Genomic DNA, 26,390 nt, shown 5'->3' with positions numbered 1-26,390 from the left:
GCGGACGTGATCAACTCCGCGGTTGTGCTGGGCGGACGAGAATCGTAAAAGCCACGGATCGGATCGCGCTTTCGTCCGGAAGTGTTGAGGATTCTTGGTCTTGCCGGAGAACCAGCCTTGATCATCCGCCACCCCGTCCTGCCGTTCGTCGTCGCTGCCGTCCTGCTCTCAGCCGGGCCTGCATCGGCGCAAAGCTCGTTTCCCGCGCCGCTGCCGGGCCAGACCCAGACCAGCGCGTCGCCGTTTCCGCCCATCAACGGCAACGCGCCGCCGCCGATGGCGGCGCCCGCGAATGCGTTCCCCAGCGCCGGTCCGGCGGCCTTCGGAGGCGGCGGAGGCGGCTTCGCACCGCCGCAGCAGGCCGGCCCGTCGGACAGCTGCATGAAGGATTTCGCCCCGCTGCGCGAGGAAGCCGAGCGTCGCGGTAAATTGATCCAGGCGGCAAGTCAGAAACATGCCACCCCGGACGAGGCCTGCAAGCTGTTCAGGAACTTCAGCCAGGCCGAGATCAAGATGATCAAATACGTCGAGACCAACTCGGCGCGATGCGGCATTCCCGGCCAGATCGCCGAGCAGCTGAAGACCAACCACAAGGGCACCGAAAACATCCAGACGAAGGTCTGTACGGCGGCTGAGCAGATGAAGGCGCGGGGCAACCCGGCCGCGCCCAGCCTCAGTGACGTCCTCGGCTCGTCGGCCTCACTGCCCGAAGCCACCAATACGGGCAAGAAGGGCGGCTCAGCGTTCGATACGATGACCGGCAACGTTCTCACCCGATGAGCGACAGCGCCGTCCGCGTTGCTGACGCGACCGGCAATTGGGTCGACACGCTGGCGCCGGTCTGGTCGCGTCCGTATCTGCGGCTCGCCCGCTATGATCGTCCGATCGGATCCTGGCTGCTGCTGATGCCGTGCTGGTGGTCGGCGGCGCTGGCGGCGGGGATGTCGCGAAACCTGGCGATGTTGCCGGCCTGGATCGGGCTTTATTTCATCGGCGCCTTCGCGATGCGTGGCGCCGGCTGCACCTGGAACGACATCACCGATCGCGATCTCGACGCCAAGGTGGAGCGCACGCGCTCCCGGCCGATTCCCGCCGGGCAGGTGGGCGTGAAGCAGGCGCTGGCCTTCCTGGTGGCCCAGGCCCTGATCGGCCTCGCAGTGCTGCTGCAGTTCAACCGCTTTGCGATTGCCACCGGCATCGCCTCGCTGCTCATCGTCGCGATCTACCCGTTCATGAAGCGAATCACCTGGTGGCCGCAGACGGTCCTTGGGCTCGCCTTCTCCTGGGGCGCGCTGATGGGATCAGCCGTCGCGTTCGGCCGCATCGACGCCACCGCTCTGCTGCTCTACGCCGGCTCGATATGCTGGGTGATCGGATATGACACGATCTACGCGCATCAGGACGCGGAAGACGATGCGCTCATCGGCATCAAGTCGACGGCGCGGCTGTTCGCCGACCGCACGCATCTGGCGCTGGTGATCTTCTATGCGCTTGCCGTCGCCTTGATTGCAGGGGCGTTCGTCACGGCTCATGTGCACGTTGCGGCCTGGCTCGGGCTCGCCTGTTTCGCCGTGCATCTCGGCTGGCAGATCCGCCGGCTCGACATCGCCGATCCGGCGCTGTGCCTGCGGGTGTTCAAGTCGAACCGCGACGCGGGGCTGCTGTTGTTTGCCGGCCTGCTGGCCGATGCAGCGCTGCGCGCGAGCTGATCAGTTGCGCGCGATGATCTCGCGCTCGCCATGATGGACGGAAGCGGGATTGAGCAAATGTCCGACGCGGCGTCGCATCAGGAAGCGCGGACGGCGCGAACGGATCGCATTGCGGCGGCGGCGGCGTGGCGTGGCCTCGCGCCTGGTGTCCTGCAGCTGGGGCAGCGCGAAGGTCTCGCTCCACATCGCCCAGGCCGCAACGATCTCGTCCTGGTCGTCGCTGACGCAGAGCGGGATGGTGAGCGACGGGTCGTGGTGGACGAGCACCAGCATCACCTGCGTGTCGTCGACTTCGCGGAGCGCGATGCCGAGGAAATCACTGACCCGGACGTTCACGGCCATCCGCATGCCGCTGACGGCACGGCGCAGGACCACGCGTTCCCGGTGCAATTCGATCTGCCGGATCCCACCATCGGCACGGGTGTCGTGCGCGCTGTACGAGACGGGCAGGGAAAGAGGGTCGAGCCGCAGGACGCGGCCCGACCCAGCGGAATTGCTTCCGCCTGTTGCTGTTTGACGCCTCACGGCCTGGTCTCCCCGCCGGGATTATTTTCCCGGTCGATGCGTGAGACCTTGCCACGCGCCTCGCCCGTATCGCCTTAAGAAGGCTGGTTAATCAGACGTCACGCATGATCCTCTTACCGTCATGATTGACAACCGCTTGCCCCGCATGATTGACGAGACCTTGCCGATTTGCCGACAATCCGATGTGCCATCTGCCGTCCTGCTTGAAGTCGGCGTGTCCAGGCCACATTTCGTTTGGATTGAGCCGTCTTCGCCGCCACCTGACATCGATCGGATCGTGTTCGTGACCTCTTCCCCTTCAGCCTCTGCATCGTCGAAATCCGTGCAATCAGATCTGCTCGATCAGTCCGCCCTCAGAACGCTCGCCGAGCGCCTGGTCGAGGCCGCGCGCAAGGCCGGCGCCGATGCCGCCGATGCGGTTGCGGTGCGCGGCATCTCCCAAGGCGTCGAGGTACGCGACGGACGTGTCGAAGAATCCGAACGTTCGGAGGGCGACGATGTCGGCCTGCGGGTGCTCGTGGGCAAGCGCCAGGCGGTGGTGTCGACCAACGACGTCAGTGGCGACGGCGTGGCACGGCTGGCCGAGCGGGCGGTGGCGATGGCGCGGGTGGCGCCCGACGACAAATATGTCGGTCTCGCCGATCCCGAGCTGCTGGCGCGCGACATTCCCGAGCTCGATCTGCTCGATCCTCAAATCCCTTCGACCGCGGAGTTGGAGCGCCGTGCGCAGGAGGCGGAGGCTGCCGCGCTCGGCGTGAAAGGCGTTACCAAGTCCGGCGGCGCATCGGCCTCGGCCGGCATCGGCGGCATGGTGCTGGTGACGAGCAGCGGCTTTCACGGCGCGTATCTACGCTCGAGCCAGAGCATCTCGACGACGGCGATCTCCGGTGAAGGCACCGGCATGGAGCGCGACTACGACTACACCGCAGCACCTCATGGCGCCGATCTGCTGGCGCCGGTCGCAGTTGGGCGCAGCGCCGGCGAGCGGGCGGTGGCACGCGCCAATCCGCGCAAGGTCGCCACGTGCCAGGTGCCGGTGGTGTTCGATCCCCGTGTGTCCGGCTCGCTCGTTGGCCATCTCGTTGGCGCCATCAACGGTGCCTCGATCGCGCGCAAGACCAGCTTCCTGAAGGACAAGCTCGGCGCGCAGCTGTTTGCCAACGGCATCCGCATCATCGATGATCCGCTGCGCCTGCGCGGCCTGCGCTCGCAGCCCTTCGACGCCGAAGGCGTCAAGGTCAAGAAGACGGCGCTGGTCGACGATGGCGTCCTGACGACGTGGCTCTTGGATTCGGGCACCGCCCGCGAGCTTGGCATGGTGACGACAGGCCATGCCCATCGCGGCGTGTCGTCCTCGCCGTCGCCGGGCCCGTTCAATCTCCATCTCGAAGCCGGCGTGGTCACCGCCAAGGAGCTCATCTCGGACATCAAGCAGGGCTTCTACGTCACCGACCTGATCGGCTCCGGCGTCAACGGCGTCACCGGTGACTACAGCCGGGGCGCCTCCGGCTTCTGGATCGAGAATGGCGAGATCGGCTATGCGGTGAGCGAAGTGACGATCGCCGGGCACCTGTTCGAGATCTTCAAGTCGATGACCCCGGCCAGCGATCTGGAATTCCGTTATGGGGTCAATGCGCCCACCGTGCGCATCGAAGGATTGACGCTTGGCGGACGGTGAGATCGGCGACACGAGCCTGGCGGCAGATGCCGCGCTTCTGAAGGAGGCAGTGCGCGAAGCCGGCGAGCTGGCGCACGCGATGTTCGGCACCGAGCTGCGCAAATGGACCAAGGGAGCGTCGTCCCCGGTGTCCGAAGCCGACATGGCCGTCAATGCGCTGCTCGAACGCCGGCTGAGATCGGCGACCCCCGCGTATGGCTGGCTGTCCGAAGAGAGCGTCGATGATCCGGCGCGGCTGGACCGGTCGCGGGTCTGGATCGTCGATCCGATCGACGGCACCCGTTCCTATCTCGGTGGTCGCACCGACTGGTGCGTGAGCGTCGCGCTGGTCGAGCATGGTGCGCCGATTCTTGCCGCGGTCCATGTCCCCGTCAGCAACGAGTTCTTCTTCGCCGCGCAGGGAAGCGGCACCACGCTCAACGGCGAGCTGGTTCACGCCGCGACCGGGACGGGGCTCGACTTCTCGCGGGTGGCCGGCCCAAAACCGCTGGTTGAGCGGCTGGCTCCGGATTCCACGCGAATCGAGCTCCATCCGCGAATCGGATCGCTGGCGCTACGCCTGTGCCGTGTCGCGCATGGCGAACTCGATGCCGCTTTTGCAGGCGGGCAAAGCCGCGATTGGGATCTTGCGGCGGCTCATTTGATCGTGCAGGAAGCGGGTGGTAAAATGAGCGCATTGTCGGGCGAGGCGATCCTCTATAATCGTCCGGACGTGGCCCATGGGGTGCTGGTAGCAGCGGGACGCGACCGACATGCTGACATCGTCAGCCAATTTCGCCGTTTGCCGCAGAGCTGATTGCCCCTCGGACCGCGCCGCCAGGCCGCCCGCAAGGCGCGTTGATTAGGAAACGATACCGATGACAGATAGCGCCTCGCAGCAGCTCCTTCACCTCGTGATCGGCGGCGAGCTCATCAACCTCGAAAAGAACGAATTCAAGGATCTCGACAAGGTCGACATCGTGGGCGTGTATCCGAACTATGCGGCGGCCCACGCTGCCTGGCGAGCCAAGGCGCAGATGACGGTCGACAACGCCCACATGCGCTATTTCATCGTTCACCTGCACCGGCTGCTCGATCCCGGTCAGGACCCGAAGTAAGACGCAAAGCCCGTCACTTGAAACATCTGATCCGCAATACGCTGCGCAGCGGCTGGTTCCAGCGCGCCGTCGGGTTCCTCGCAGCCGAGTACCTGCGTCTGGTGTGGTTGACCAACCGCTTCACCTACGAGCCGCCCGAGGTCTACGACATCGTCGAGCCGCAGATGCCGGCGATCTTCGCGTTCTGGCACGGCCAGCATCTGCTGACACCCTTCATCAAGAACAAGCCGAGCTACCGCGCCAAGGTGCTGATCTCGCGGCATCGCGACGGTGAGTTCAACGCGATCGCAGCCGAGCGGCTCGGCATCGGAACCATCCGCGGTTCGGGCGATCATGGCTCCTCCTTCCACCGGAAAGGCGGGGTGGGGGCGTTCAAGGAGATGGTGCGGGCGCTGGAAGACAACTATAATGTTGCATCGACCGCCGATGTGCCGAAGCGCGCGCGGATTGCGGGTCTCGGCATCATCATGCTCGCGCGTGAGTCAGGACGCCCGATCATGCCCTTCGCAATGGTCACGAGCCGCTTCGTCCGTCTGAAGAACTGGGACAGCACCACCATCAATTTGCCATTCGGCCGCGGCGCTTTGGTGGGAATCAAGGAAATCAACGTGCCGCGTGATGCCGACGCCGCGATGATGGAGCAGGCGCGCCTCGACCTCGAGGCCACGCTGAACGAATGCATGCGCCGGGCCTACGAGATCGTCGGCCGGCCCGATGCCTGTCCCCCGCCGGTGACATCGGGAGCCTCCAGTGGCTAGCCCGCTGCCGATGGCCCTGCGTGTCTACCGCGGGTTGTCCTCGGCGGCATCGCCGCTTGCGCCGGCCCTGATCAGGCAGCGCCTCAAGCACGGCAAGGAGGATCCGGAGCGGACCGACGAGCGGCGTGGCCTGAGCCACGACACGCGTCCGCTGGGGCCGCTGGTGTGGATCCATGGGGCCAGCGTCGGCGAGGTGCTGGCCGCCGCCGCGCTGATCGAGCGGCTGCGTGCGCTGAACATCCGCATCCTGATCACCTCGGGCACCGTGACGTCGGCTGCGATCGTGGCGAAACGCTTCCCGCCCGACGTGATCCACCAATACGTGCCCTATGACACGCCGCGCTTCGTGGAGCGCTTTCTCGATCACTGGCGCCCCTCGCTCGGACTGTTCATCGAATCCGACCTCTGGCCCAATTTGATCCTGGCCGGGGCCTCGCGGCGGGTGCCGATGGTGGTCATCAATGGCCGCATGTCGCCGCGCTCGTTCCCGCGCTGGCGCCGGATGGCGGGCACGATCTCCGCGCTGCTCGGCCGTTTCGACATCTGCCTCGCGCAGTCGCAGGCCGATGCCGACCGGTTTTCCGCGCTCGGTGCCCGCAACGTGATGACCACCGGCAATCTCAAGCTCGACGTTCCGGCGCCGCCGGCCGATCCGACCAAGCTCGATCGGCTGATCGCGATGACGCGGGGGCGTCCGGTGATCGTCGCGGCGTCGACGCATCCGGGCGAGGACGAGATCCTGATTGCGGCCCACAAGGCCCTGGCCGGCTCCTTCCCGTCGCTGCTCACCGTGATCGTGCCGCGACATCCGCATCGCGGTCCTGCGGTCGCTGAGCTCGTCGCCGGTGCAGGATTGCAGGCCGGCTTGCGCTCGCGCGAGGATCAGCCGCTGGCGACCACCGACGTCTACGTCGCGGATACAATGGGCGAGCTCGGGTTGTTCTATCGGCTGGCGCCGATCGTGTTCATGGGCGGCTCGCTGGTCGAGCACGGCGGCCAGAACCCGATCGAAGCTGTCAAGCTCGGCGCGGCCATCGTGCATGGCCCGCACGTCTTCAATTTTGCCGAGGTGTACGAGGCGCTCGACAAGGCCGCCGGCGCGCGGCTCGCCCACGACCAGGAGGCGCTGATCCGCCAGCTCAGGCAGCTGCTCGCCGATCCCGACGCCTGCAACAGCCTGGTCGCCGCGAGCTCGCGCGTCGTCGATCAGCTCGGCGGCGCGCTGGAGCGGACGCTGTCGGCGCTCGAGCCGTATCTGCTGCAGGTCAGGCTGGAGATGGGGGCTGCCAGAGATGCGTGAGCCGGCCTTCTGGCATCGGCCACCCTCCTGGCAATCGCGTCTGTTGTCTCCGCTCTCGAAGCTGTACGGCGCCGTCGCGGCGCGCCGCATGCAACAGGCAGGGATCGACGCCGGCCTGCCGGTGATCTGCGTCGGCAATTTCCATGTCGGCGGCGCCGGCAAGACGCCGACCGTGTTGGCCCTCTGCGGCCTGCTGCGCGAATTCGGTGAGCGGCCGGTCGTGCTGAGCCGTGGCTATGGCGGCCGGCTGCGTGGGCCGGTGCTGGTCGATCCCGCAACTCACGAGGCCGCCGATGTCGGCGACGAGCCGCTGATGATGGCCGCCCGTGTGCCCGTGGTGGTGTCGCGCGCGCGGGCCGAAGGTATCGGGCTGGCCAAGGCGCAGGGCGCCAGCGTGATCGTGATGGATGACGGCTTTCAGAATCCGTCGATCGCCAAGGATCTCGCGCTGATCGTGATCGACGGCGCGCGCGGGCTCGGCAATGCCCGGGTGTTTCCAGCCGGCCCCTTACGCGCGCCGCTGTCGCCGCAGCTGGACCGCACCGACGCATTGGTCATGGTCGGCAGCGGCGATGCAGGCGAGGCTGTCGCAGCCCGCGTGGCGGCGTTGGGAAAGCCGGTATTCAGGGCCCGGCTGCAGCCGGATGCGCAGGTCGTCGCGGCGCTTGCAGCGCGGCCGATCCTCGCCTTTGCCGGGATCGGCGATCCCGGGCGATTCTTCAGGACGCTTCGCGCCAGCGGGCTCGAGATCAAGGTCGAGCGGGCATTTCCCGATCATCATCCGTTTTCGCCGGATGAAATCGCCTCCCTGACCCAGCAGGCGAGGCGCCAAGGTTTGACCGTGGTCACGACCGAGAAGGATCTCGCGCGTCTCAGCGGCAGCAAGCCTAGCCGGTCCGACCTTGGGGTATCAGCATTTCCGGTGACGCTGCAATTCAGCGATCCCCCGGCCTTCCGCGGCTTCGTCGCGCAACGGCTGTCTGCCGCGCGGAAGCGCTAGCCGCTCGCCTTCAACGCGCCGGGATAATGCCGCTGCAGCACGGCGGTCGGCAGCGCATAGGCTTCCTGCAGATCGACGCTCCAATATTTCAGCTCGTCGAGCGGTATCCGCGCGTCGGTCACGGCGCAACGCACATAGCTTCCAGGTGAAATCACGCGGAAGTCGCCATCCAGATACTGCACCTGTGCTTCGCCCTGGCCCGAGGGAGCAAACTTGTTGAGCACGTCCGCGATCTCCAATCCCCGCGCGCCGCACAGCGCACGACACGCCAATTCTGGTGGTTTCGTAGCATAGATAGGGGGGCCTGTCCCTGCCGCAAACCCACCGATTTGTGATGCGGCGGCCGGAAAGTCCGTGCTAGCTACGCCCAATGCAGCGGATTTTGATGCCAACATTCGCTAACGTGGTTGCCGGAGGGTGTGCGAAAGTTGGCGTGGGGACGCGAGACGTCCGCCGCTCGTTCCGCCCGGCTGGCTTGATGCGCTCCCTCATCACCGTTTTCGTCGCCTTGCTCTGCGCGGCCACGCCCATGGCCGCCGCGGAGCCGTTACCGACGCCTGTTGCAATCGAGATCCCCTCGGGCGGCTACGTGCTGCACGCGCAGCTCTATCGGCCCGGCGGCGCGGGACCGTTTCCGACCGTGATCGGGCTGCATGGCTGCGGCGGCCTTGCCGGCCGCTCCGAGCCGGTCTTGCCGCGCTATCGCGACTGGGCCCAGGAGTTGGTCAAGGACGGCAAGGCCGTGCTGTTGCCGGACAGCTACGGCTCGCGCGGGCTCGGCCCGCAATGCCGCGTGAAGGAGCGTCGCATCAGCGGCCGGCGCGAGCGCGTCGCCGACATCGTCGCCGCCCAGAAATGGCTGACCCAGCAATCCTGGGCGATGCCCGACCGCGTCAGCCTGATGGGGTGGGCGAGCGGTGCGAGCGCGCTACTCTGGGCCGTTCGTCCGCAATTGCCCGAGCATGTCTTGCCCGACTTCCGCTCTGCCGTGGCTTTCTATCCGGATTGCCGCGCCTCGTCCGGCCTCGGCTGGAGCGCACGCGTTCCCACCCTGGTCCTGATCGGCGGTCTGGATGATGTCTATTCGCCGCCAGCGTGCCGGCAGATGATCGACGGCGCGCGCGGCCGCAGCGCGCTGACGCGCATCGTCGTCTATCCCGGCGCCTATCATGATTTCGATCGGATCGATCTTCCGCTGCATCAGGTGGCTGGCGCCGATGCGGCAGCGCCCGAGCGCGGCCATGTCGGCTCCGATCCCGATGCCCGCGCCGACGCCCAGAAGCTGGTGTCCGACTGGCTCGCGCGTTGAGGCTTCGTCAGAACAGATTGCCCTGATCGGCAGGATCCGGCGTGCGCTTCGATGGCGCCGGCTTGGTTTCGCGCGCGAGCTTGGGCGTCGCCGGCGCCGCTGCGGGGGCGGGGCGTCCCGCACCGGCGGTTGCCGCGACCGCGCCGTCGGCAAATTCGATGGACAGCGTGGCGCCCGGACCGATGCTTGCCGCATGATGCAGCGGATGACCGGCCTCATCGCGCACCAGGGCGAAGCCGCGCGCCAGCACGCTGCGATAGGACAATGCCGCCAGCAGCTGGCCGGCGTGATCGACCCGCGCCGACAAGCGGGAGATCGAGGTCGTCAGCGCGCGTCCGGCGCGCTCGGCCAGCCGCTCCGCACGCTCGCGCTCGCGGCTGATGGCCTGGCGCTTGGCCTGCGCATAGGCGACGCGCGACGCCTTGAAGCGCGCGTCGAGCGTTTCGAACCGCTCGCGCCGCCGGTGCAACAAAGCGCGCGACGACAGCGACAGCCGCTCGGAGGACACGACGAGGCGATGGTCGGCCTGCGCGATCTGCGCGTGAAGGACGCCTAAGGTCAGCTTGGCGCTCGCAGCGGCGAAGCGACGGAAATGCACATGGGTGTTGGTCTTGAGCGCGCGGGGAAGCGTTGATGCCGCCGAATCCAGCCGCTGCCTCGGGATCGCGAGCAGCTCCGTTGCATCCGGCAGCGCGCGGGCGGCTGCGCGCAGCTCGTTGCGCCGGCTCTCCAGGCCGCGCTGCCAGCAGACGCCGACGCGGCGGGCGAGGCTCGCCACCTCCAGCATCAGCTCGCTGCGCACCGGGACCGCCATTTCCGCAGCTGCGGTTGGCGTCGGCGCCCGCTTGTCGGCGGCGAAGTCGATCAAGGTGACGTCGGTCTCGTGGCCGACCGCCGAGATCAGCGGGATCATGCTTTCGGCCGCGGCGCGGACGACGATCTCCTCGTTGAACGACCAGAGATCCTCCAGCGAGCCGCCGCCGCGCGCGACGATCAGCACGTCGGGACGGGGAATGGGCCCATCCTCGGGCAGGGCGTTGAAGCCACGGATCGCGGCCGCGACCTGCTCGGCCGAGCCTTCGCCCTGCACCTTGACCGGCCAGACCAGCACGCGGCGGGGAAAGCGGTCCTCGAGCCGGTGCAGAATGTCGCGGATGACGGCGCCGGTGGGCGAGGTGACGACGCCGATCACCTCCGGCAGCCAGGGCAGCAGCTGCTTCCGTGCGGCGTCGAACAGGCCCTCGGCCGCGAGCTTCTTCTTGCGCTCCTCCATCAGCGCCATCAGCGCGCCGATGCCGGCCGGCTCCAGCGCCTCGATGACGATCTGGTACTTGGACGAGTTCGGGTAGGTCGTGAGCTTGCCGGTCGCGATGACCTCGAGCCCCTCCTGGGGCTTGAAGCGCATGCGGCCGTGCACGCCTTTCCAGATCACCGCCTCGATCTTGGCGCTCTCGTCTTTGAGCGCGAAATAGCAATGGCCCGAGGAATGCGGTCCGCGAAAACCGGTGATCTCGCCGCGCACGCGCACATGCCCGAACTGGTCCTCGACCGAGCGTTTCAGCGCGGAGGACAGCTCGGTGACGGTGAATTCGGGCGCGTTGGGCAGGGCTTCCGCAGGCGGCATCGCTGGCTGATTCGGGTTTGGGAGCAGCCGCCAAGGTAGGGGCTTTCCCCGGGGATCGCCAATCAAGCCGTTGCCTTTTCTATAACTCTGTAATACAGAGTACTCTAGATAAAGTCGGGAAACGGGGGGAGACCATGTGGCGGAGCATCAAGATCGCGTTTCGCGCCGTTCGCTGGGGATTGGCTGTCGCCGGGGTGCTGGCGCTGGTTCTGACCGCAATGATCGCGACGCCGCTGGTGCGCCCGCCCGAGCTGAAGTCGATCTCCGAGACCGTCGGGCGCGTCGATCGCAGCACGATGCCGGCCCTGCAGCGCTTCAGCGCCCGCGACGGCACCGAGCTCGCCTATCGCCATTATCCGGCCCGGGCGACGCCGGTCGGCAAGGTCGCCATCGTGGTCCACGGGTCATCCGGCTCGAGCGTCGCCGTGCATGCCCTGGCCGACGCGCTGGCCACTCGCGGCATCGATACCTTCGCGCCTGACATTCGCGGCCATGGCGGCTCCGGCACCCGCGGCGACATCGGCTATCTCGGCCAGCTCGAAGACGACCTCGGCGATCTCGTGGCGGAGGTCAGGAAAACGGCGCCGGCGCTGCCGATCGTGCTGCTCGGGCATTCGGCCGGCGGTGGCTTCGCGTTGCGCGCGGCGAGCGCGCCGATCCAGGACCTGTTCGCGCGCACCGTCCTGCTCTCGCCCTATCTGGGCTATGATGCGCCGACCAATCGGGAGAATTCAGGCGGCTGGGCCAGCCCCGATATTCCGCGCATTCTGGCGCTCGGCGTGCTCGGTCGACTCGGCCTGCCGTGCTGCGAGGCATTGCCCGCGCTCGCCTTCGCCGTTCGGCCAAACTCCGAGAAGTATGTCGCTTCCACCTACAGCTATCGGCTGCTGCGCAATTTCGCGACCCGTAGCTACAAGTCCGATCTCGCCGCGGCGAAGCACCCGGTGACCCTGATTGCCGGCGCCGACGATGAGCTGATGCTCGCCGACAAATATGCCGACGCCGTGCATGCGGTTGCGCCCACTGTTGACGTCAAGCTGATCGCAGGCGTCAATCACATGGAGATCGTGTCGGCGCCGCAGGCCGTCGGCGCGATCGCCGAGGACGTGGCCACGCGTTGAGGGTTTCATCCGCATGATCGACAGCCTGGAAGCCGCGCGTGCGCTCGATGACATCGAGGATGTCACCAGGCGCGTGCGCCAGTCTCAGATCTACCGGCTCTCCAGCCTGCTGATGATCCTGTGGGGGGCGCTGGTCTTCGCCGGCAATCTCGTCACCTACCTGACACCCCATTACGCGGACAAGGCGTGGCCGTCGGTCTATGTGCTCGGTCTCGCCGGCTCCGTCGCGTTGGGCGCGGCGGAAAAGGCGCGTTCGGGAATGCGCAGCTTCGATCTCAGGGCGCTGCTCGCCTTCCTGATGTTCTTTGCGTTCGGCTTTTTCGTTCAGGTGATCGGCCATTTCGGGCCGCGTGAGATGGGCGCGTTCTGGCCGATCTATTTCATGCTGTTCTACGGCCTCGCAGGATTGTGGTTCGGTATCGCGTTCACGATCTTCGGGCTCTGCGTCACCGCCTTGACCCTGATCGGCTATGTCGGCATCGGCGCGGCGTTTCCGCTGTGGATGGCGTTCGTCAATGGCGGCGGCCTAATCCTCGGCGGGTTGTGGATGCGGCGGGGCTGACGGCTTGGCGGAGCTCGACGAGATCATCCACCAGCCGTTGCGGCTCAAGATCATGGCGGCCCTGAATGCACTGCCTGCAGGCACGGGCCTCGAATTCGCCCGGCTGAAGAAGCTGACGGGGGCGACCGACGGCAATCTCGGCGCCCATATCGACACGCTGGCGCGCGCCGGCTACGTCACCGTGGACAAGGCCTTCGTCGGCAAGAAGCCGCAGACGACGGTGACCGCAGCGGCCTCAGGGCGCGCCGCCTTTGCCCGTCATGTGGCGGGCCTGCAGGAGATCATTGCCGGGGCGGCCGCAAAACCGGCCGAGCCCTGATTTGACTCTGCTGCGAGGGCCGGGCAATTGGGGCCTCCAAATTGACCCACATCCCCTGCGACGGCATCGACTATGCACATTCTCCTCATTGGTTCCGGCGGCCGCGAACACGCTCTCGCCTGGAAGATTGCCGGCTCCCCGCTGCTCACCAAGCTGTGGTGCGCCCCAGGCAATGCAGGGATCGCCAAGGAGGCTGAGTGTGTCGCGCTGGACGTGACTGACCATGTCGCGGTGATCGCGTTCTGCAAGGCGAACAAGGTCGATCTGGTGGTGGTCGGCCCGGAGACGCCGCTCGCGGCCGGCTTGGTCGACGATGTCGAGGCGGCCGGGATCAAGATTTTCGGCCCGCGCAAGCTCGCCGCCCAGCTGGAAGGCTCCAAGGGCTTCACCAAGGATCTGTGCGCCGAATACGGCATTCCTACCGGGGCCTATAGCCGCTTCGACAATGCGCCGGAAGCGCTGGCCTATGTCCGTGAGCATGGCGCGCCGATCGTCGTGAAGGCGGACGGCCTGGCGGCCGGCAAGGGCGTGGTGGTGGCGAAGACCCTGACCGAGGCCGAGGACGCCGTCAGGATGATGTTCGACGGCGGCTTCGGCGTCGCCGGCACCGAAGTCGTCATCGAGGAGTTTCTCGAAGGCCGCGAGGTTTCTTTTTTCGCGCTGTGCGACGGCGAGACCGCGATTCCGCTGGCGTCGGCCCAGGACCACAAGCGCGTGTTCGATCACGATCAGGGCCCCAACACGGGCGGGATGGGCGCCTATTCGCCGACGCCGTTCGTGACGCAGGAGATTCATGACCAGATCATGAATAGGATCATCCTGCCGACCATCGCCGGGATGAACGCGCGCGGCACGCCGTTCAAAGGCATTCTCTATGCCGGTCTGATGCTGACGGCCCAGGGCCCGAAGCTGTTCGAATACAATGTGCGGTTCGGCGACCCGGAATGTCAGGTGCTGATGTTGCGCATGATGTCCGATCTGGTGCCGGCCCTGTTGGCGGCATGTGATGGACAGTTGAAGAACTTCGATGTGCGCTGGTTTCCCGAGGCGGCCGTGACCGTGGTCATGGCGGCGAAGGGCTATCCCGGCGATTACAGCAAGGGCAGCGTGATCGAAGGCCTCGACGAGGCGGCCGCGATCGAGGGTGTGGAAATCTTTCACGCGGGCACGGTCGCAAAGGACGGCGCCATTCTGGCCAGTGGAGGACGCGTCCTCAACGTCTGTGCGTCCGGCAAGACCGTCACCGAGGCGCAGGCGCGGGCCTATCAGGCCGTCGATCGCATCCGGTGGGCGGACGGCTTCTGTCGGCGCGACATCGCATCACAGGCGCTGGCGCAGGAGCGCGGCAACGGCTGAATCGAGGGTTCTCGATTTCGTTACGGCTCCCGGTCTGTGCTTCAGGCTATGTTTCCCGCGAAAATTGTGGCAGTTCCATACTCTCATGCCTGTGATGGCATGAATCAGTTCCGTCGTGGAACGGGGTGGCCATGGAATGCGCGCGGTGCGGAAAGCAGAACCAGCCGGGGAGGGCCACGTGCGAACTCTGCGGCGAGCCGCTCGGCCTCAAATGCGAGGCGTGCAACCATACGAACGGCCTGACGAATCGCTTCTGCGGCCAATGTGGCTCGCCGCTGCCGGGGCGGCTGGCCCCGCCCGATCAGACCGCCCAGCGCGTGCTGCGCACCCTGAGCAGCAAGGGCGGCGAGCGTAAGCGCCTCACCATCCTGTTCGCCGACATTCGTGGTTCGACGCAACTGATCGACAGTCTCGGCGATCCCGAACTCGCGATGCAGCGGCTCGATCCGGTGCTCAACCTGATGAAGGAGGCGGTGCACCGCTATGACGGCGTCGTCAACAAGACGCAGGGCGACGGCGTCATGGCGCTGTTCGGTGCGCCGGTGCCGCATGAGGATCACGCGGTCCGCGGCTGTCTCGGTGCGCTGGCGATGCAGGACTCGATCGCCCGTCTGGCCGATCCCCATCTGCAGGTCCGCGTTGGCCTGCACACCGGCGAGGTGATCGTCCAGGTCGTCGAAAACAGCATGTACCAGACCTATGACGCGGCCGGGGCCAACGTTCATCTGGCCAACCGTCTCGAGCACATGGCCGAGCCGGGGGCGATCCTGATCAGCAAGGAGACCTATACCGGGGCCAGGCAATTCGTGGAGGCCGAGTCGCTCGGCACCCACACCGTGCGCGGGATCGCCACGCCGGTTGCGATCTACAAGCTGATCGGCCGCCTCAATGCGCCGGCGAGCGATGTCTTCCGCAGCGGGCAGCGGCTGCTGCCACTGATCGGGCGCAACGCTCAGCTCAAGGTGCTCGAACGAGAGCTCGAGAACGTACTGGCGGCGAGGGGCACCGTCGTCGGGATCGTCGGCGATGCCGGCATCGGCAAGAGCCGGCTGTGCTTCGAGTTCGCCGAGAGCTGCCGCCGCCAGGGCATTCGCGTCTACGAAGCCCGCGTTCTGGCACATGGTCGCGCCACGCCGTTCCAGCCGGTGCTCGAACTGCTGCGCGACTTCTTCGGCATCAGGGCCAAGGAACCGGTCGAGGTGTCACGGCAGCGCGTGGTCGAAAAGCTCGAAGCGATCGGGATTCCGGACACGGCGCTGGTCCTGCTGCTGGATTTCATGAGCCTCGCCGATCCGACACGGCCCGCGCTCCGGCTCGATCCCGGCGTGTTCAAGACCCGCCTGCTGAACGTGTTCAAGACGCTGTTCCGCTCGGCGCCGGCCGATGCAGCCGCCGTGATCATGATCGAGGACCTGCATTGGGTCGACGAGGCGAGCGAGGAGTTCGTCGAGGCGCTCGCGGAGGCCACGATCGGCACCAAGACGCTGCTGGTCGTGAACTACAGGCCCGGCTTCGCGGCGTCCTTCATGCAGCGGGCCGCTTTTCACGAACTGCACATCGTGCCGCTCGCCTCCGCTGAGACGCGCGAACTGCTGCGCGGCGTGTTCGGCGACGATCCTTCGCTGGAGGCGCTGGCCGGCGACATCGTCGAGCGTGCGCAGGGCAATCCGTTCTTTCTCGAGGAGCTGGCCAGTGCGGTCTCCGAGAGCGGCGGGGTCGAAGGTGAGCGCGGTGCCTATCGGCTCAAGGGCGGCATCGGCGCCATTCCGCTGCCGCCGACGGTGCACGCCGTCGTGGCCGCGCGCATCGATCGCCTCAGCGAGACCGCCAAGAACGTGCTGGAGACGGCGGCCGTGATCGGCCGCTCGGTGGCGCTCGCGGTGCTGAGGCCGGTGACGGGTCTTGCCGACGCGGAGCTGTTCGACGCGCTCGCTCAGTTGCGCAACGCCGATCTCCTCTACGACCTGCCGCCGTTCGACATGGGCGTGCTCGCTTTCCGCCATCCGCTGATTCAGGAGGTGGCCTATTCGATGCAGCTGCGCTCGCGGCTGAGCAGCGTGCACGTGGCCGTGGCCAAGGCGATCGAGGCGCTCGATTGGGGCAGCCAGGACGAGTTCGCCGCCCTGATCGCCTCGCATTACGAATTCGCCGGCCAGACCATGCAGGCGGTCGAGCACCTGCAGCGCGCCGCGCGCTGGATCGGCCGCACCAACACCGCGGAGTCGCTGCGGCTGTGGAGGAAAGCCCGGTCCATGCTGCAGACGCTGCCGCAATCGGAGCACGTCGACCGCATGCGCGCGCTGGCGAGCGCTCAGATTCTCAACTGCGGATGGCGTGAGGGCATCTCCGCCGAGGAGGTCAGGCCGTTTGCCGAGGAGGCGATGCGTTATGCCCGTTCCTCCGACAAGATGCATGAGCCGCTCGTGATCGGTGCCTACGGGCGGGTGCTAGCCTCGACCGGTGCGGTCGACGACTACGTCAACCTGGTGCAGAACGCGGTCAAGCTGACGTCCGAGGACGGCGACATCGGCCCCTACGCGACGGTCAATGCGATGCTCGCACAGGCGTTCTTCATGTCGGGGCGCCTGAATGAGGCATTGAGTGCCGTCGAGACGGCACATGCCGCGATCGCGGAACATGGCGGTTTCGACAGCAACGTCACCTTGGGCCTGAACCCCAATCAGCTTCTCGGTTTCGACATCGGGTACTGGATCAAATGCCTGAAGGCGCGCATCCTGGTTCAGTTCGGGCGCTTTGCCGAAGCTGAGCCGCTCGTCGCCGAGCTGTTGCAAGCCGACGCCGAGATGGCGCCCGTGGTGCGCTTCATCCCGCATTTCGCGTCGGTCGAGATGGCCTGGGCGCGCGGTCATGGCGATCTGCTGCGCCGGCACGCCGCCTGCGTGGCCGACGTCGCCGAACAATCGGACATGCCCTACATTCGCGTTCTGTCGCTTTTCGGGCTCAGCCTTTCGGACGCGGTGGCGGACGATCTGGCCGCCGCCGTCGACAGGCTGCACGAGACGATAGCCTTCGCGCGTCGGGTCAAGGCGGCGCTGGATTTCGAGGCGCGCATGCTCGCCGGCTATGCCGATCTGCTGTTCCGGGCCGGCCGCCTCGACGAGGCGCTCGACGTCTCCCAGCAAGCGATCGATCTCGGACGGCTTCGCACCGATCGTATCGCCGAGCTACAGGGATCGCTGCTGCGCGGTCTCATTCGCGCATCGAGCTCTGCGCTTCGCGATGACGGGGAGGCGCGCGACTTGTTAGAACGGTCGGAGCGCCTGTTAGATGTTTCGGCTGCCGGACTTTACCAACCTCTGTTGATGGAGCTGCGATCTGCCCTTGAACGTGCGAGGTGACTCACGCAAAGTACCGCTGTTTAAGGTGATCATTTGATTAGGGGATGGAAATATGGGCGCAATGATCAAGGACAGCACGACGCTCGATATTGTCGTGCAATTGAACAGGCGGTTCGATGCTGAGGCCTTGGCCGAAATGGTTGAGCTGCAAAGGGAATTCGGTGTCTTCTCGCGGGCGCATGGTCTGCAGCAGTCATTTGCTCTGCTGGGCATCGTGCCCTCCGATTGGTCCGAGCGGCGGCGCTGGTACAAATTCCTCGATTTCCTCAAGACCTATCCGTCAGACATCGCGTCCGTGAACGGGCATGATCGTGTGATCCAGGCGTTCAAGGATGACCTCGAATGCGAAAGGCCGCTGCCTGTCTCGATCGTCTGTCACTCCGCGGCAGAAGACCCCCGCGTCACCGTCACGCAGGGCCGTCCGATCATTTTCTCTCTGGACACGCACGTCATCATCTCGATCCCGACGACGCCTGGTCGCGAAGCACGCAAGCAGGCGGCTGAGACGGCTCGGACAAGACGGGTTGAGAAACGCAAGAAATGAGCGGGGCCGCGGGCCACGTCGTCGGATACGAGGCTCCTTCGCTCGATGCCATCTGCTCCGACGTCGATGCCTACTACACGGCGTGCGTCGCGCGTCACGGTGCGACGCCGCGTGGCGTCGACTGGTCGTGTGAGGCGACGCAGGGCCTTCGCTTCGTACAGCTGATGAAGCTGTGCGATGCGTCGGCGCCGTTCAGCCTCAACGACATCGGCTGCGGCTACGGCGCGCTGGTGCCGTTTCTGGCCGCGCGCTTCCCGTCCTGCGTGATCGACTATCTCGGCGTCGACCTGTCGCGGGCCATGATCGGCCGGGCGCGTCGGCGCTTTTCCGGTCCGCAGCGACGTTTTGTCGTGGCAGCGGAAAGTCCGCGCATGGCCGATTATTCGGTCGCTTCGGGCATCATGAACGTGAATGTCGGCTATTCGCGCGACGCCTGGGAAGATTACGTCAAGGCGATGTTGCAGCGCATGTTCGCGACCAGCCGGCGCGGCTTCAGCGTCAACTTCATGCGCGCTGCAGACGACGAGATGGACGGCGATCCGGCAGCCGCGCGCCTTTATCGGACAACGCCGGACGTCTGGACCGCCTACTGCGAACATGACCTTGCCGCGCAGGTCGAGGTCATCGGCAACTACGGCATGAAGGAGTTCACTCTCCTGGTGCGGCGCAGGCCAGAGGCCGCATGGCCGATGGCGGCTCCGTCGCACTGATGCCAGCGGCCCCGCTGCCATCTTCGAAAGCCGATCGACGTAGCGCCGCTATCGAGCGCGCCGTGGAAGTGCTGATCTCTTCCCGGGGGCACGCCAGCCCGTCGCGACTGGAGCGGGCCTGCGCGCTGCTGCGCAGGGAGGCGCCGCTGCATTGGGTCGAGCGTCCGGACGTGCGGCCGTTCTGGGCCGTCACCCGCTACGCTGACATCGTTTCGATCGAGACGCGAAGCGGACAATTCGCAGCAGGACCGCGTACCTATCTCGCCAGCGAGACCTCCGAGGCCGTGCTGCAGCGGGTCACCGGCAAGCCGCAGCTCGTGCGCAGCCTGACCGAGATGGATCCGCCCGATCACGCTGTCTATCGCGCGATCATCCAGGGAGCGTTTGCGCCACCGGCCTTGCGCGAGCTGGAAACCTGGCTGGCGCGATGGGCGGCGGAGATCATCGATCGCATTGCTGCATGCAGCGGCCCCATCGATTTCGCCGCCGACGTCGCGCTGCCGTTCACGTTCCGGGTGATCGGCCGCATGCTGGGCACGCCCGAAGCCGATGACGCGCGGCTCGCAAGGCTTGCCCAGGCCTTCGTGGGCGCCGAGGATCCGCAGCGGCGGCTTGCCGAGTCGCCCGGTGACACCATGCGCATGGCCATGCTGGCGCTGCGCGACTATTTCGAAGCCGTCGTCGCCGATCGCCTCGCCTATCCGCGCGACGATCTCACCAGCCTGATCGCGCGGGCCGAACCGCACGGTGCAGCGATGCCGCACTACGAGTTGATCTCCTACTTCATCCTGCTTGTGACCGCCGGCCACGATACCACGGCGCTCGCATTGGGCGGCGGCCTGGAAGCGCTGCTCGCAGCCCCCGATCAGTTCGCGAGGCTGCGCGCCGAGCCGGACCTGCTCGACAGCGCCATCGAGGAGATGTTGCGCTGGACCACGCCGGTGCGCCATTTCATGCGGACCGCGCTCGGCGACACCGAGGTCGCGGGCCAGCCCATTCGCGAAGGCGACGCGCTGGCTCTGTTCTTCCACTCCGCCAATCGCGACGAGTCCGTATTCGAGAGCGCCGGCGCGTTCCTGATCGATCGCAGTCCGAACCCGCATATCGCCTTCGGCCGTGGTCCGCACGTCTGCATGGGCTTGCAGCTGGCGCGGATGCAGATGCGCGCGATGTTCGCCGAGCTGCTGCGTCGCACCGAGCGGATCGAGCGGGCCGGACGCGTCCGTCGCGTGCAGTCTCCGTTCATGAGCGGCGTCTCCAGGCTCCCCGTCCGCATTGCCTTTCGCGCATCGTTCGACGCGGCGGCTGAGTAGGCATCACCGCCGCGCCTTGAAGAACGCCTTCAGCATCTGCGCCGCCTGCTGCTCGCCGACGGCGGAATAGACCTCCGGCGCGTGATGACAGGTCGGCGCGGCGAAGAAGCGGACACCGGACTCGACCGCGCCGCCCTTGGGATCGGCCGCCCCGTAGTAAAGTCGGCGGATCCGGGCGAAAGAGATGGCACCGGCGCACATCGTGCAAGGCTCGAGCGTCACGTAGAGGTCGCAGTCGACCAGCCGCTCGCTGCCGATCGCCTGGGCGGCCTGCCGCAGCGCCAGGACTTCGGCATGGGCGGTCGGGTCCCGGTCGGTCAAAGTGCGGTTGGCGGCGGTGGCGATGACCACATTATCCCGCACCACGACGCAGCCGATCGGCACCTCGCCGGAAATTGCGGCCGATTCGGCCACTTTCAACGCCAAATCCATGAAAGAAGGGCCGTTCATGGCTCGTCATACCCGCCCAAGTCTGCTACTGCATCGCCCTTCAGCAAAACCGGACACCGATTTCCCGCGTGACATGCGCTGCTCAGAGCGCGCGTATCACCCCGCGTCCTGCACCTCGAAGCGAGACCTTCATGCCCCGTACCACCGACAAAGACAACGATTCCCGCGGCAGCCGCGACCGGGCCCCGCGGGCGCGGTCCGAGGGCGGCAAGGGACGCTCGGGTGCCGCGCGCGGCCCTGACAAGAAGTTCGCCAAGCGCGGTTCCGGGCCCAAGGAGTTCGGAGCCAAGGACTTCGGCGCCAAGGAAGGCGGCGGCAGGGGCAAGCGCTCCTTCGACGAGGGCCGTCCGCCGCGCCGCCGTGAGGACGGCGATGCGCCGCGCAGGTCCTACGGTGACAAGCCCCAGGGTGCCAAATCCTATGGTGCCAAGCCGTATGGTGCCAGTGCCTCCGGCGACAAGCCGCGCTTCAACCGCGATGAGCGGCCGCGCGGCGATCGGCCGTTCAGCTCTCGTCCCGCACGGGACGGTGATGGTGAAAAGCGTGCCTTCAAGCCGCGCGGCGACCGGCCGAAGTTCGACCGGGATGAGCGCGGCGGCGAAAAGCGTCCTTATACGCCGCGCGCCAATCGCGATGAGGCCCGTCCGGCGGGACGATCGTCCGAGCGCAAGTTCGGCGAGCGCAAGCCTTACGCCCCGCGCGAGCGCGACGGCGACAAGCGACCCTACACGCCGCGCGGCGAAGGCGCCCGCGATCGCGGCGACCGTCCGCGCACCGAGCGCAGCTTCGGCGACCGTCCGCCGCGCACGGGTGATCGGCCGGAGCGCAAGTTCGGTGGTGAGCGGAAGTTCTCGCGTGGCGCCGAAGGCGATCGTGGCGAGCGCAAGTTCGGGGCCGGACCGCGTGGTCCGCGCAAGGAATTCGGCGATCGTCCGGCGCGTGGTGACACCAAGCCCTGGCAGAAGCGCGGTGCGGATGGCGATCGTCCGGAGCGCAGCGCGCGTCCGCCGCGCGACGGCGCACGCAGCTTCGACCGGCCGCGATCCGACCGTCCGCGCGAGGATCGTCCGAAGTTCGACCGGCCAGGTTTCGACAAGCCCAAATTCGATCGCCCGCGTGATCGCGGCGACGACCGCGGCTTCGACAAGCCGCGTCGCCGTCCCGAGGGCCGTACCGACTGGCAGGAGCATCCGCGCAGCGAGCGCCGCGGCGGTGAGTTCGGCGATCGGCCGCGCCGCGACAATGAGGACGACAGCAAGGTCTTCGCCAAGCGTCCGGCGTTCGGCGGCCGCGGCGCCTATCGTGAGCGCAAGCCTGAGACCGACAAGCGCAGCAAGCGCGTCGTGCCCGACGAGGCGCCCAAGCCCGGCAAGACTGGCGAGCGCATCGCCAAGGTGCTGGCCCGCGCAGGGCTCGCCTCGCGCCGCGATGCCGAGGAGATGGTCACGCAGGGCCGCGTCAGCGTGAACGGCCGCATCATCAATTCGCCGGCGCTCGACGTCACCGAGAGCGACGTCATCCAGATCGACGGCGCGCCGTTGCCGGAGCGCGAGCGCACGCGGCTGTTTTTGTACCACAAGCCGCGCGGCCTGATGACGACGCACAGCGACCCCGAGGGCCGCCCGACGGTGTTCGACAATCTGCCCGAAGGGCTGCCGCGGCTGATCTCGATCGGCCGGCTCGACTTCAACACCGAGGGCCTGCTGCTGCTCACCAATGACGGCGGCCTGGCGCGCGTGCTCGAACTGCCGGACACCGGCTGGATGCGGCGCTATCGCGTCCGCGCCCATGGCGAGGTGACCCAGGCGCAGCTCGATCAGCTGCGCGAAGGCGTCGAGGTCGACGGCGTCAAATACGGGCCGATCGAGGCCACCTTGGAGCGTGACCAGGGCGCCAATGTCTGGCTGGTGGTCGCGATCCGCGAGGGCAAGAACCGCGAGGTGCGCAATGTGCTCGGCCATCTCGGTCTTGAGGTGAACCGCCTGATCCGCGTGTCCTATGGTCCGTTCCAGTTGCTGGAGCTGCCCGAGGGCGAGGTCCAGGAGGTCAAGACGCGGGTGCTGCGCGAGCAGCTCGGCGAGAAGGTCGTCGCGCAGTCGGGCGCGGATCTCGGTCCGGCGCCGACGGGCAAGGGCGATCGCGAGCCGCTGCCGGATCCGAAGCCCAAGCCGAAGCGCGAAGTCGTGGCGGATCGCAAGGGCCGGCGCGTGCTGGTGCAGCGCACCGGCAGCGACGAGGCGCGTGCGCGCAATGAGGCCGATTCGGCTGGCTACGGGCCGCCGCGGCGGCCGAAGCGCGGCTATCACGGCAAGCGCGATATCACGCCGCGGGATGAGTAGGGCTCGGCGATGCGTGTCGTCGGTGGTCGGCTGAAGGGCCGCAACATCGCTTCGCCCGCTTCGCGCGACATCCGGCCGACCCAGGACCGGCTGCGCGAGGCGCTGTTCAATATTCTCGTCCACGCCTATGACGAACCGATCGAGGGCGCCCGCGTGCTCGATCTGTTTGCCGGCACCGGCGCGCTCGGCATCGAGGCGGTGTCGCGCGGCGCGGCGTTCACGCTGTTCGTCGACAACGGCGCTGAGGCGCGGGCGCTGCTGCGCAACAATGTCGAGGCGCTCGGGCTCGGCGGTGTCACCAAGGTCTATCGCCGCGATGCCACCGATCCCGGCCCGGCGCATCCGGTCGAGCCGTTCTCGCTGGTGTTTCTCGATCCGCCCTATGGCAGGGGCCTGGCCGAGAAGGCGTTGGCCTCGCTGCGTGACGGCGGCTGGCTCGTGCCATCGGCGCTGCTGGTGGTCGAGGAGGCCAAGGCTGCCGCGTTCAAAGCGCCCGACGGTTTCGAAGAGCTCGAACGCCGCGCCTATGACGACACCGAGTTCGTCTTTCTCCGCGGCGCTTGATCCTTGCTCAGTATCGCCCCTGCGAACGCAGGGGCCCATAACCACAGGGTCACGTTGGGACGCGTGCTGCTCGCCACGTCGATCTTTTCCCCCACTTCTGCTGCGGCGTATGGGTCCCGGGTCGGCGCCTCCGCGGCGCTTTGCGCCGCTACGGCTTACCCGGGACGACAGCTCGTTTGTATCTGCCGTCGTGCCACTCCTCGTCGATCGCCAGGTCGTCGTCGCTACCTCCGCCCGAACAGCTTCTCCACATCCGCGAGCTTGAGCTCGACATAGGTCGGGCGGCCGTGGTTGCACTGGCCGGAGTTCGGCGTCTCCTCCATCTCGCGGAGCAGCGCGTTCATCTCCTCCGGCTTGAGGCGGCGGCCGGCGCGGACCGAGCCGTGGCAGGCCATGGTGGCGGCCACATGCATCAGCCGGCGCTCCAGCGGCAGCGCCTCGCCCCATTCCTCCATGTGCTCGGCGAGGTCGCGCAAGAGCCCCGCCGCATTGATCTTGCCGAGCAGCGACGGCGTCTCTCGCACCGCGACCGCGCCGGGGCCGAACGACTCGATGGCAAGCCCGAACGAGGCGAGCTCATCGGTCCGCGCGAGCAGCGTCTCGACGGTGGCTTCGTCGAACTCGACGATGTCGGGGATCAAGAGGATCTGCCGCTGCACGCCATGCGCCGATAGCGAGGCCTTCAGCCGCTCATAGACGATGCGCTCATGCGCGGCGTGCTGATCGACGATGACGAGGCCGTCGCGCGTCTGCGCCACGATGTAGGTGTCGTGGATCTGCGTGCGTGCGGCACCCAGCGGACGGTCGAGCAGGTCGGGCGCGGCCGGCTGCTCGTGCAGGCGCAGATCGGCGCGCGGCGCGCCGACGTCGAACGCCGCTTGCGAGGATTCCGCGAGCCCGAACGAGCCTGGATCAGGTGAGGGCGCAGCCGACGGGAACGAGCCGCCGAAATGCGGCATCACCGGCGCCGATGGCGAGCGCTGCCAGTCCCAATTCATCGGGCCAGGATTGGGTCGCGGCGGCGGCGTGAACGCCGGACGGAATGCGGCGATCGTCGCGCCGCCATCATTGGCGGCGGTACGTCGGCCCTCGCGCGCGAGGCCTTCCTTCAGCGCGTGGATGATCAATGCGCGCACCAGGCCGGCATTGCGGAAGCGCACCTCGGTCTTCGCCGGATGCACATTGGCGTCGACCTCGCGGGGATCGAGCGTGACGAACAGCGCCACCACCGGATGGCGGTCGCGCGGCAGATAGTCGGCATAGGCCGCGCGCACCGCGCCGACGATCAGCTTGTCGCGCACCGGGCGGCCATTGACGAACAGATATTGTCCGAGCGCATTGGCGCGCGTCAGCGCCGGCGCTGCGGCGAAGCCTTCGACGGCCACTCCGTCGCGCTCGCTTCGCACCGCGATCGCATGGCTGCGGAAGTCGGCGCCCAGGATGTCGCCGAGCCGCGTCAACTGGCCGGGGGCGCCGGGCAAGGCTGCCGTCCACGTCACCGGCGCGCGCTCCTCGCCGGCCAGGGTGAAGGCGATGTCGGGCCGCGCCATGGCGAGGCGCCGCACCACCTCGCGGATCGCTTCGGCCTCGGTGCGGTCGGTCTTGAGGAACTTCAGCCGCGCCGGCGTGGCGTGGAAGAGATCTGCGACCTCGACGCGGGTGCCTTGATTCAGCGCGGCCGGCACGATGTCGGATCTCACGCCGCAATCGACCGCAAGCGACCAGGCATGCGGCTCGCTCTTGTGCCGCGTCGTGATCGACAGCCGCGCCACCGAGCCGATCGACGGCAGCGCCTCGCCGCGGAACCCGAGCGTACGGATCTGCAGCAGGTCCTCGTCGTCGAGCTTCGACGTCGCGTGGCGCTCGACCGCGAGGGCGAGATCGGCGGCAGTCATGCCGCCGCCATCGTCGGTGATGGCGATCTTCCGCCGGCCGCCGCCATCGGTGAAGATGTCGATGCGGCTGGCACCGGCGTCGATCGCGTTCTCGACCAGTTCCTTGACCACGCTCGCGGGCCGCTCGACCACCTCGCCGGCGGCGATGCGGTTGATGATCTGTTCGGGAAGCTGGCGGACGGGCATGAGGTGGTCTGTCGCAAAGATTCGGATGCGCTGTTGTAGCCGCCAAGGCGGCGCGGAGCCACGCTGCCGCGGCGCCACATATGTGGCCGGGAGAATAGCCTTTTTCATGCAGTGCGGCAGGCGAAAGCCGCGTTCTCCAACGGGATTGTGAGGCGGGCGGGGCCAGTATATCGTTTCCCGAAAATCACAATCTGCCGGAGGAAGCCCATGTGCCGTCTGTTCGCACACCAGCCTCAGCGCGATTACGAGTCGCAGACCCGCAGTTTGCGGATCGGCGGCCATAGCACGTCGATCCGGCTCGAAATGGCGTTCTGGGACACGCTCGAGGAGATCGCCGCCAAGGAAGGCATGAGCCTCGCCAAGTTCGTGACCACGCTCTATGCCGAGGTGCTCGACCATCACGGCGAGGTGAAGAATTTCGCGTCGCTGCTGCGCTGCTCCTGTCTGATCTACCGGGCGAAGGCCACCGCCGCGCTGCCGGACTTTACCGCGGCCGCGATCATGGATGCGGCTGAATAGTCGCCACGAACGCGCTCTCTCGTCTCCCTCCCCCGCAAGCGGGGGAGGGCGGGGTGAGGGCGCCACACGGGTAGTCTTGGCTACGCGCCCTTCATGAGTAGTCTTTGCTGAGCGTTCCCCCACCCGCATCGCATCTTCGATGCGATGCGACCT

At 67.1% G+C, this 26,390-nt stretch carries 25 protein-coding genes; 20 read left to right on the top strand and 5 right to left on the bottom strand.

The window, feature by feature from the left end; all coding sequences use genetic code 11:
- Nucleotides 1-117: 117 nt before the first annotated feature.
- A complete protein-coding gene (locus tag S58_RS30805; RefSeq protein ID WP_015669346.1) occupies nt 118-780 on the top strand; it encodes a hypothetical protein in 663 nt (220 codons plus the stop codon).
- Entirely contained in the window at nt 777-1,709 is a 933-nt protein-coding gene (ubiA, locus tag S58_RS30800) for a 4-hydroxybenzoate octaprenyltransferase (protein ID WP_015669345.1), read from the top strand. Before S58_RS30805 ends, ubiA begins: the two co-directional genes overlap by 4 nt.
- Here the strand turns inward: ubiA and S58_RS30795 are convergent, their stop codons facing one another.
- Nucleotides 1,710-2,234, bottom strand: a complete 525-nt coding sequence (locus tag S58_RS30795) for a DUF6101 family protein (protein WP_042340326.1) — start codon at nt 2,232-2,234, stop codon at nt 1,710-1,712. It abuts the gene before it with no gap.
- Nucleotides 2,235-2,517: 283 nt separating this feature from the next.
- On the opposite strand from S58_RS30795, the gene S58_RS30790 reads away from it, so the two are divergent.
- The 6 genes from S58_RS30790 to lpxK all read left to right on the top strand — a co-directional run bounded on the left by S58_RS30790 (nt 2,518) and on the right by lpxK (nt 8,067).
- The gene (locus tag S58_RS30790) at nt 2,518-3,912 is read left to right on the top strand and encodes a TldD/PmbA family protein (RefSeq protein WP_042341033.1); all 1,395 of its coding nucleotides are present in this window, start codon (nt 2,518-2,520) and stop codon (nt 3,910-3,912) included.
- A gap of 49 nt (nt 3,913-3,961) precedes the next feature.
- Complete coding sequence (locus S58_RS30785) at nt 3,962-4,708, top strand: 3'(2'),5'-bisphosphate nucleotidase CysQ (RefSeq protein ID WP_083938841.1); 747 nt, start codon at nt 3,962-3,964, stop codon at nt 4,706-4,708.
- Nucleotides 4,709-4,769: 61 nt separating this feature from the next.
- Entirely contained in the window at nt 4,770-5,009 is a 240-nt protein-coding gene (locus tag S58_RS30780) for a DUF4170 domain-containing protein (RefSeq protein WP_015669341.1), read from the top strand.
- 17 nt (nt 5,010-5,026) lie between these two features.
- Nucleotides 5,027-5,767 carry a lysophospholipid acyltransferase family protein gene (locus S58_RS30775; protein ID WP_015669340.1) on the top strand — a complete coding sequence of 247 codons (741 nt, stop codon included), beginning with the start codon at nt 5,027-5,029 and terminating at the stop codon, nt 5,765-5,767.
- On the top strand, nt 5,760-7,067 hold the full coding sequence (locus S58_RS30770; RefSeq protein ID WP_015669339.1) for a 3-deoxy-D-manno-octulosonic acid transferase: 1,308 nt from the start codon (nt 5,760-5,762) through the stop codon (nt 7,065-7,067). The genes S58_RS30775 and S58_RS30770 overlap by 8 nt, the downstream gene beginning before the upstream one ends.
- Entirely contained in the window at nt 7,060-8,067 is a 1,008-nt protein-coding gene (lpxK, locus tag S58_RS30765) for a tetraacyldisaccharide 4'-kinase (RefSeq protein ID WP_015669338.1), read from the top strand. The genes S58_RS30770 and lpxK overlap by 8 nt, the downstream gene beginning before the upstream one ends.
- Here the strand turns inward: lpxK and S58_RS30760 are convergent.
- A complete protein-coding gene (locus S58_RS30760) occupies nt 8,064-8,291 on the bottom strand; it encodes a DUF2093 domain-containing protein (protein ID WP_015669337.1) in 228 nt (75 codons plus the stop codon). The genes lpxK and S58_RS30760 overlap by 4 nt on opposite strands.
- Before the next feature lie 254 nt (nt 8,292-8,545).
- On the opposite strand from S58_RS30760, the gene S58_RS30755 reads away from it, so the two are divergent.
- Nucleotides 8,546-9,376, top strand: a complete 831-nt coding sequence (locus S58_RS30755) for a dienelactone hydrolase family protein (protein ID WP_015669336.1) — start codon at nt 8,546-8,548, stop codon at nt 9,374-9,376.
- 7 nt (nt 9,377-9,383) lie between these two features.
- Here the strand turns inward: S58_RS30755 and xseA are convergent, their stop codons facing one another.
- The gene (gene xseA / locus S58_RS30750; protein ID WP_015669335.1) at nt 9,384-11,000 is read right to left on the bottom strand and encodes an exodeoxyribonuclease VII large subunit; all 1,617 of its coding nucleotides are present in this window, start codon (nt 10,998-11,000) and stop codon (nt 9,384-9,386) included.
- Nucleotides 11,001-11,197: 197 nt separating this feature from the next.
- Here xseA and S58_RS30745 point away from each other — a divergent pair, with 197 nt between their 5' ends.
- The 8 genes from S58_RS30745 (at nt 11,198) to S58_RS30710 (ending at nt 20,284) form a co-directional block, all read left to right on the top strand.
- A complete protein-coding gene (locus tag S58_RS30745; protein ID WP_042341032.1) occupies nt 11,198-12,121 on the top strand; it encodes an alpha/beta hydrolase in 924 nt (307 codons plus the stop codon).
- A gap of 13 nt (nt 12,122-12,134) precedes the next feature.
- Complete coding sequence (locus S58_RS30740; RefSeq protein WP_015669333.1) at nt 12,135-12,683, top strand: hypothetical protein; 549 nt, start codon at nt 12,135-12,137, stop codon at nt 12,681-12,683.
- A 4-nt stretch (nt 12,684-12,687) separates the two neighbouring features.
- Complete coding sequence (locus S58_RS30735; protein WP_015669332.1) at nt 12,688-13,002, top strand: transcriptional regulator; 315 nt, start codon at nt 12,688-12,690, stop codon at nt 13,000-13,002.
- Between the two features lie 72 nt (nt 13,003-13,074).
- On the top strand, nt 13,075-14,358 hold the full coding sequence (purD, locus tag S58_RS30730) for a phosphoribosylamine--glycine ligase (protein ID WP_015669331.1): 1,284 nt from the start codon (nt 13,075-13,077) through the stop codon (nt 14,356-14,358).
- 131 nt (nt 14,359-14,489) lie between these two features.
- Nucleotides 14,490-17,717: an adenylate/guanylate cyclase domain-containing protein gene (locus S58_RS30725; protein WP_015669330.1), complete on the top strand. Its 3,228-nt coding sequence runs from the start codon at nt 14,490-14,492 to the stop codon at nt 17,715-17,717.
- 52 nt (nt 17,718-17,769) lie between these two features.
- Nucleotides 17,770-18,261, top strand: a complete 492-nt coding sequence (locus S58_RS30720; RefSeq protein ID WP_015669329.1) for a hypothetical protein — start codon at nt 17,770-17,772, stop codon at nt 18,259-18,261.
- Nucleotides 18,258-18,971: a class I SAM-dependent methyltransferase gene (locus S58_RS30715; protein WP_015669328.1), complete on the top strand. Its 714-nt coding sequence runs from the start codon at nt 18,258-18,260 to the stop codon at nt 18,969-18,971. Before S58_RS30720 ends, S58_RS30715 begins: the two co-directional genes overlap by 4 nt.
- Before the next feature lie 62 nt (nt 18,972-19,033).
- The gene (locus S58_RS30710) at nt 19,034-20,284 is read left to right on the top strand and encodes a cytochrome P450 (protein WP_015669327.1); all 1,251 of its coding nucleotides are present in this window, start codon (nt 19,034-19,036) and stop codon (nt 20,282-20,284) included.
- Between the two features lie 3 nt (nt 20,285-20,287).
- On the opposite strand, the gene S58_RS30705 is transcribed toward S58_RS30710, so the two are convergent.
- Nucleotides 20,288-20,734, bottom strand: a complete 447-nt coding sequence (locus tag S58_RS30705; RefSeq protein WP_015669326.1) for a nucleoside deaminase — start codon at nt 20,732-20,734, stop codon at nt 20,288-20,290.
- 131 nt (nt 20,735-20,865) lie between these two features.
- Between S58_RS30705 and S58_RS30700 the strand changes: the two genes are divergently transcribed.
- Complete coding sequence (locus tag S58_RS30700; RefSeq protein ID WP_015669325.1) at nt 20,866-23,073, top strand: pseudouridine synthase; 2,208 nt, start codon at nt 20,866-20,868, stop codon at nt 23,071-23,073.
- A 9-nt stretch (nt 23,074-23,082) separates the two neighbouring features.
- The gene (rsmD, locus tag S58_RS30695; RefSeq protein ID WP_015669324.1) at nt 23,083-23,637 is read left to right on the top strand and encodes a 16S rRNA (guanine(966)-N(2))-methyltransferase RsmD; all 555 of its coding nucleotides are present in this window, start codon (nt 23,083-23,085) and stop codon (nt 23,635-23,637) included.
- Between the two features lie 224 nt (nt 23,638-23,861).
- Here rsmD and mutL read toward each other — a convergent pair whose 3' ends face one another.
- Nucleotides 23,862-25,718, bottom strand: a complete 1,857-nt coding sequence (gene mutL, locus S58_RS30690; protein WP_015669323.1) for a DNA mismatch repair endonuclease MutL — start codon at nt 25,716-25,718, stop codon at nt 23,862-23,864.
- 207 nt (nt 25,719-25,925) lie between these two features.
- Here mutL and S58_RS30685 point away from each other — a divergent pair, with 207 nt between their 5' ends.
- Entirely contained in the window at nt 25,926-26,237 is a 312-nt protein-coding gene (locus tag S58_RS30685) for a ribbon-helix-helix domain-containing protein (RefSeq protein WP_015669322.1), read from the top strand.
- The last annotated feature ends 153 nt before the right edge of the window (nt 26,238-26,390 follow it).

Source organism: Bradyrhizobium oligotrophicum S58, from assembly GCF_000344805.1.
Taxonomy (GTDB): Bacteria; Pseudomonadota; Alphaproteobacteria; order Rhizobiales; family Xanthobacteraceae; genus Bradyrhizobium; species Bradyrhizobium oligotrophicum.
Note: the sequence above shows the minus strand (reverse complement) of the source record. Positions and strands in the feature narration are given on the sequence as shown.

Coding starts and splice junctions, on each gene's coding strand:
- ubiA (WP_015669345.1), top strand. CDS start 777: ATGAGCGACAGCGCCGTCCGCGTTGCTGACGCGACCGGCAATTGGGTC.
- S58_RS30780 (WP_015669341.1), top strand. CDS start 4,770: ATGACAGATAGCGCCTCGCAGCAGCTCCTTCACCTCGTGATCGGCGGC.
- lpxK (WP_015669338.1), top strand. CDS start 7,060: ATGCGTGAGCCGGCCTTCTGGCATCGGCCACCCTCCTGGCAATCGCGT.
- S58_RS30755 (WP_015669336.1), top strand. CDS start 8,546: ATGCGCTCCCTCATCACCGTTTTCGTCGCCTTGCTCTGCGCGGCCACG.
- xseA (WP_015669335.1), bottom strand. CDS start 11,000: ATGCCGCCTGCGGAAGCCCTGCCCAACGCGCCCGAATTCACCGTCACC.
- S58_RS30740 (WP_015669333.1), top strand. CDS start 12,135: ATGATCGACAGCCTGGAAGCCGCGCGTGCGCTCGATGACATCGAGGAT.
- purD (WP_015669331.1), top strand. CDS start 13,075: ATGCACATTCTCCTCATTGGTTCCGGCGGCCGCGAACACGCTCTCGCC.
- S58_RS30725 (WP_015669330.1), top strand. CDS start 14,490: ATGGAATGCGCGCGGTGCGGAAAGCAGAACCAGCCGGGGAGGGCCACG.
- S58_RS30720 (WP_015669329.1), top strand. CDS start 17,770: ATGGGCGCAATGATCAAGGACAGCACGACGCTCGATATTGTCGTGCAA.
- S58_RS30715 (WP_015669328.1), top strand. CDS start 18,258: ATGAGCGGGGCCGCGGGCCACGTCGTCGGATACGAGGCTCCTTCGCTC.
- S58_RS30705 (WP_015669326.1), bottom strand. CDS start 20,734: ATGAACGGCCCTTCTTTCATGGATTTGGCGTTGAAAGTGGCCGAATCG.
- S58_RS30700 (WP_015669325.1), top strand. CDS start 20,866: ATGCCCCGTACCACCGACAAAGACAACGATTCCCGCGGCAGCCGCGAC.
- rsmD (WP_015669324.1), top strand. CDS start 23,083: ATGCGTGTCGTCGGTGGTCGGCTGAAGGGCCGCAACATCGCTTCGCCC.
- mutL (WP_015669323.1), bottom strand. CDS start 25,718: ATGCCCGTCCGCCAGCTTCCCGAACAGATCATCAACCGCATCGCCGCC.
- S58_RS30685 (WP_015669322.1), top strand. CDS start 25,926: ATGTGCCGTCTGTTCGCACACCAGCCTCAGCGCGATTACGAGTCGCAG.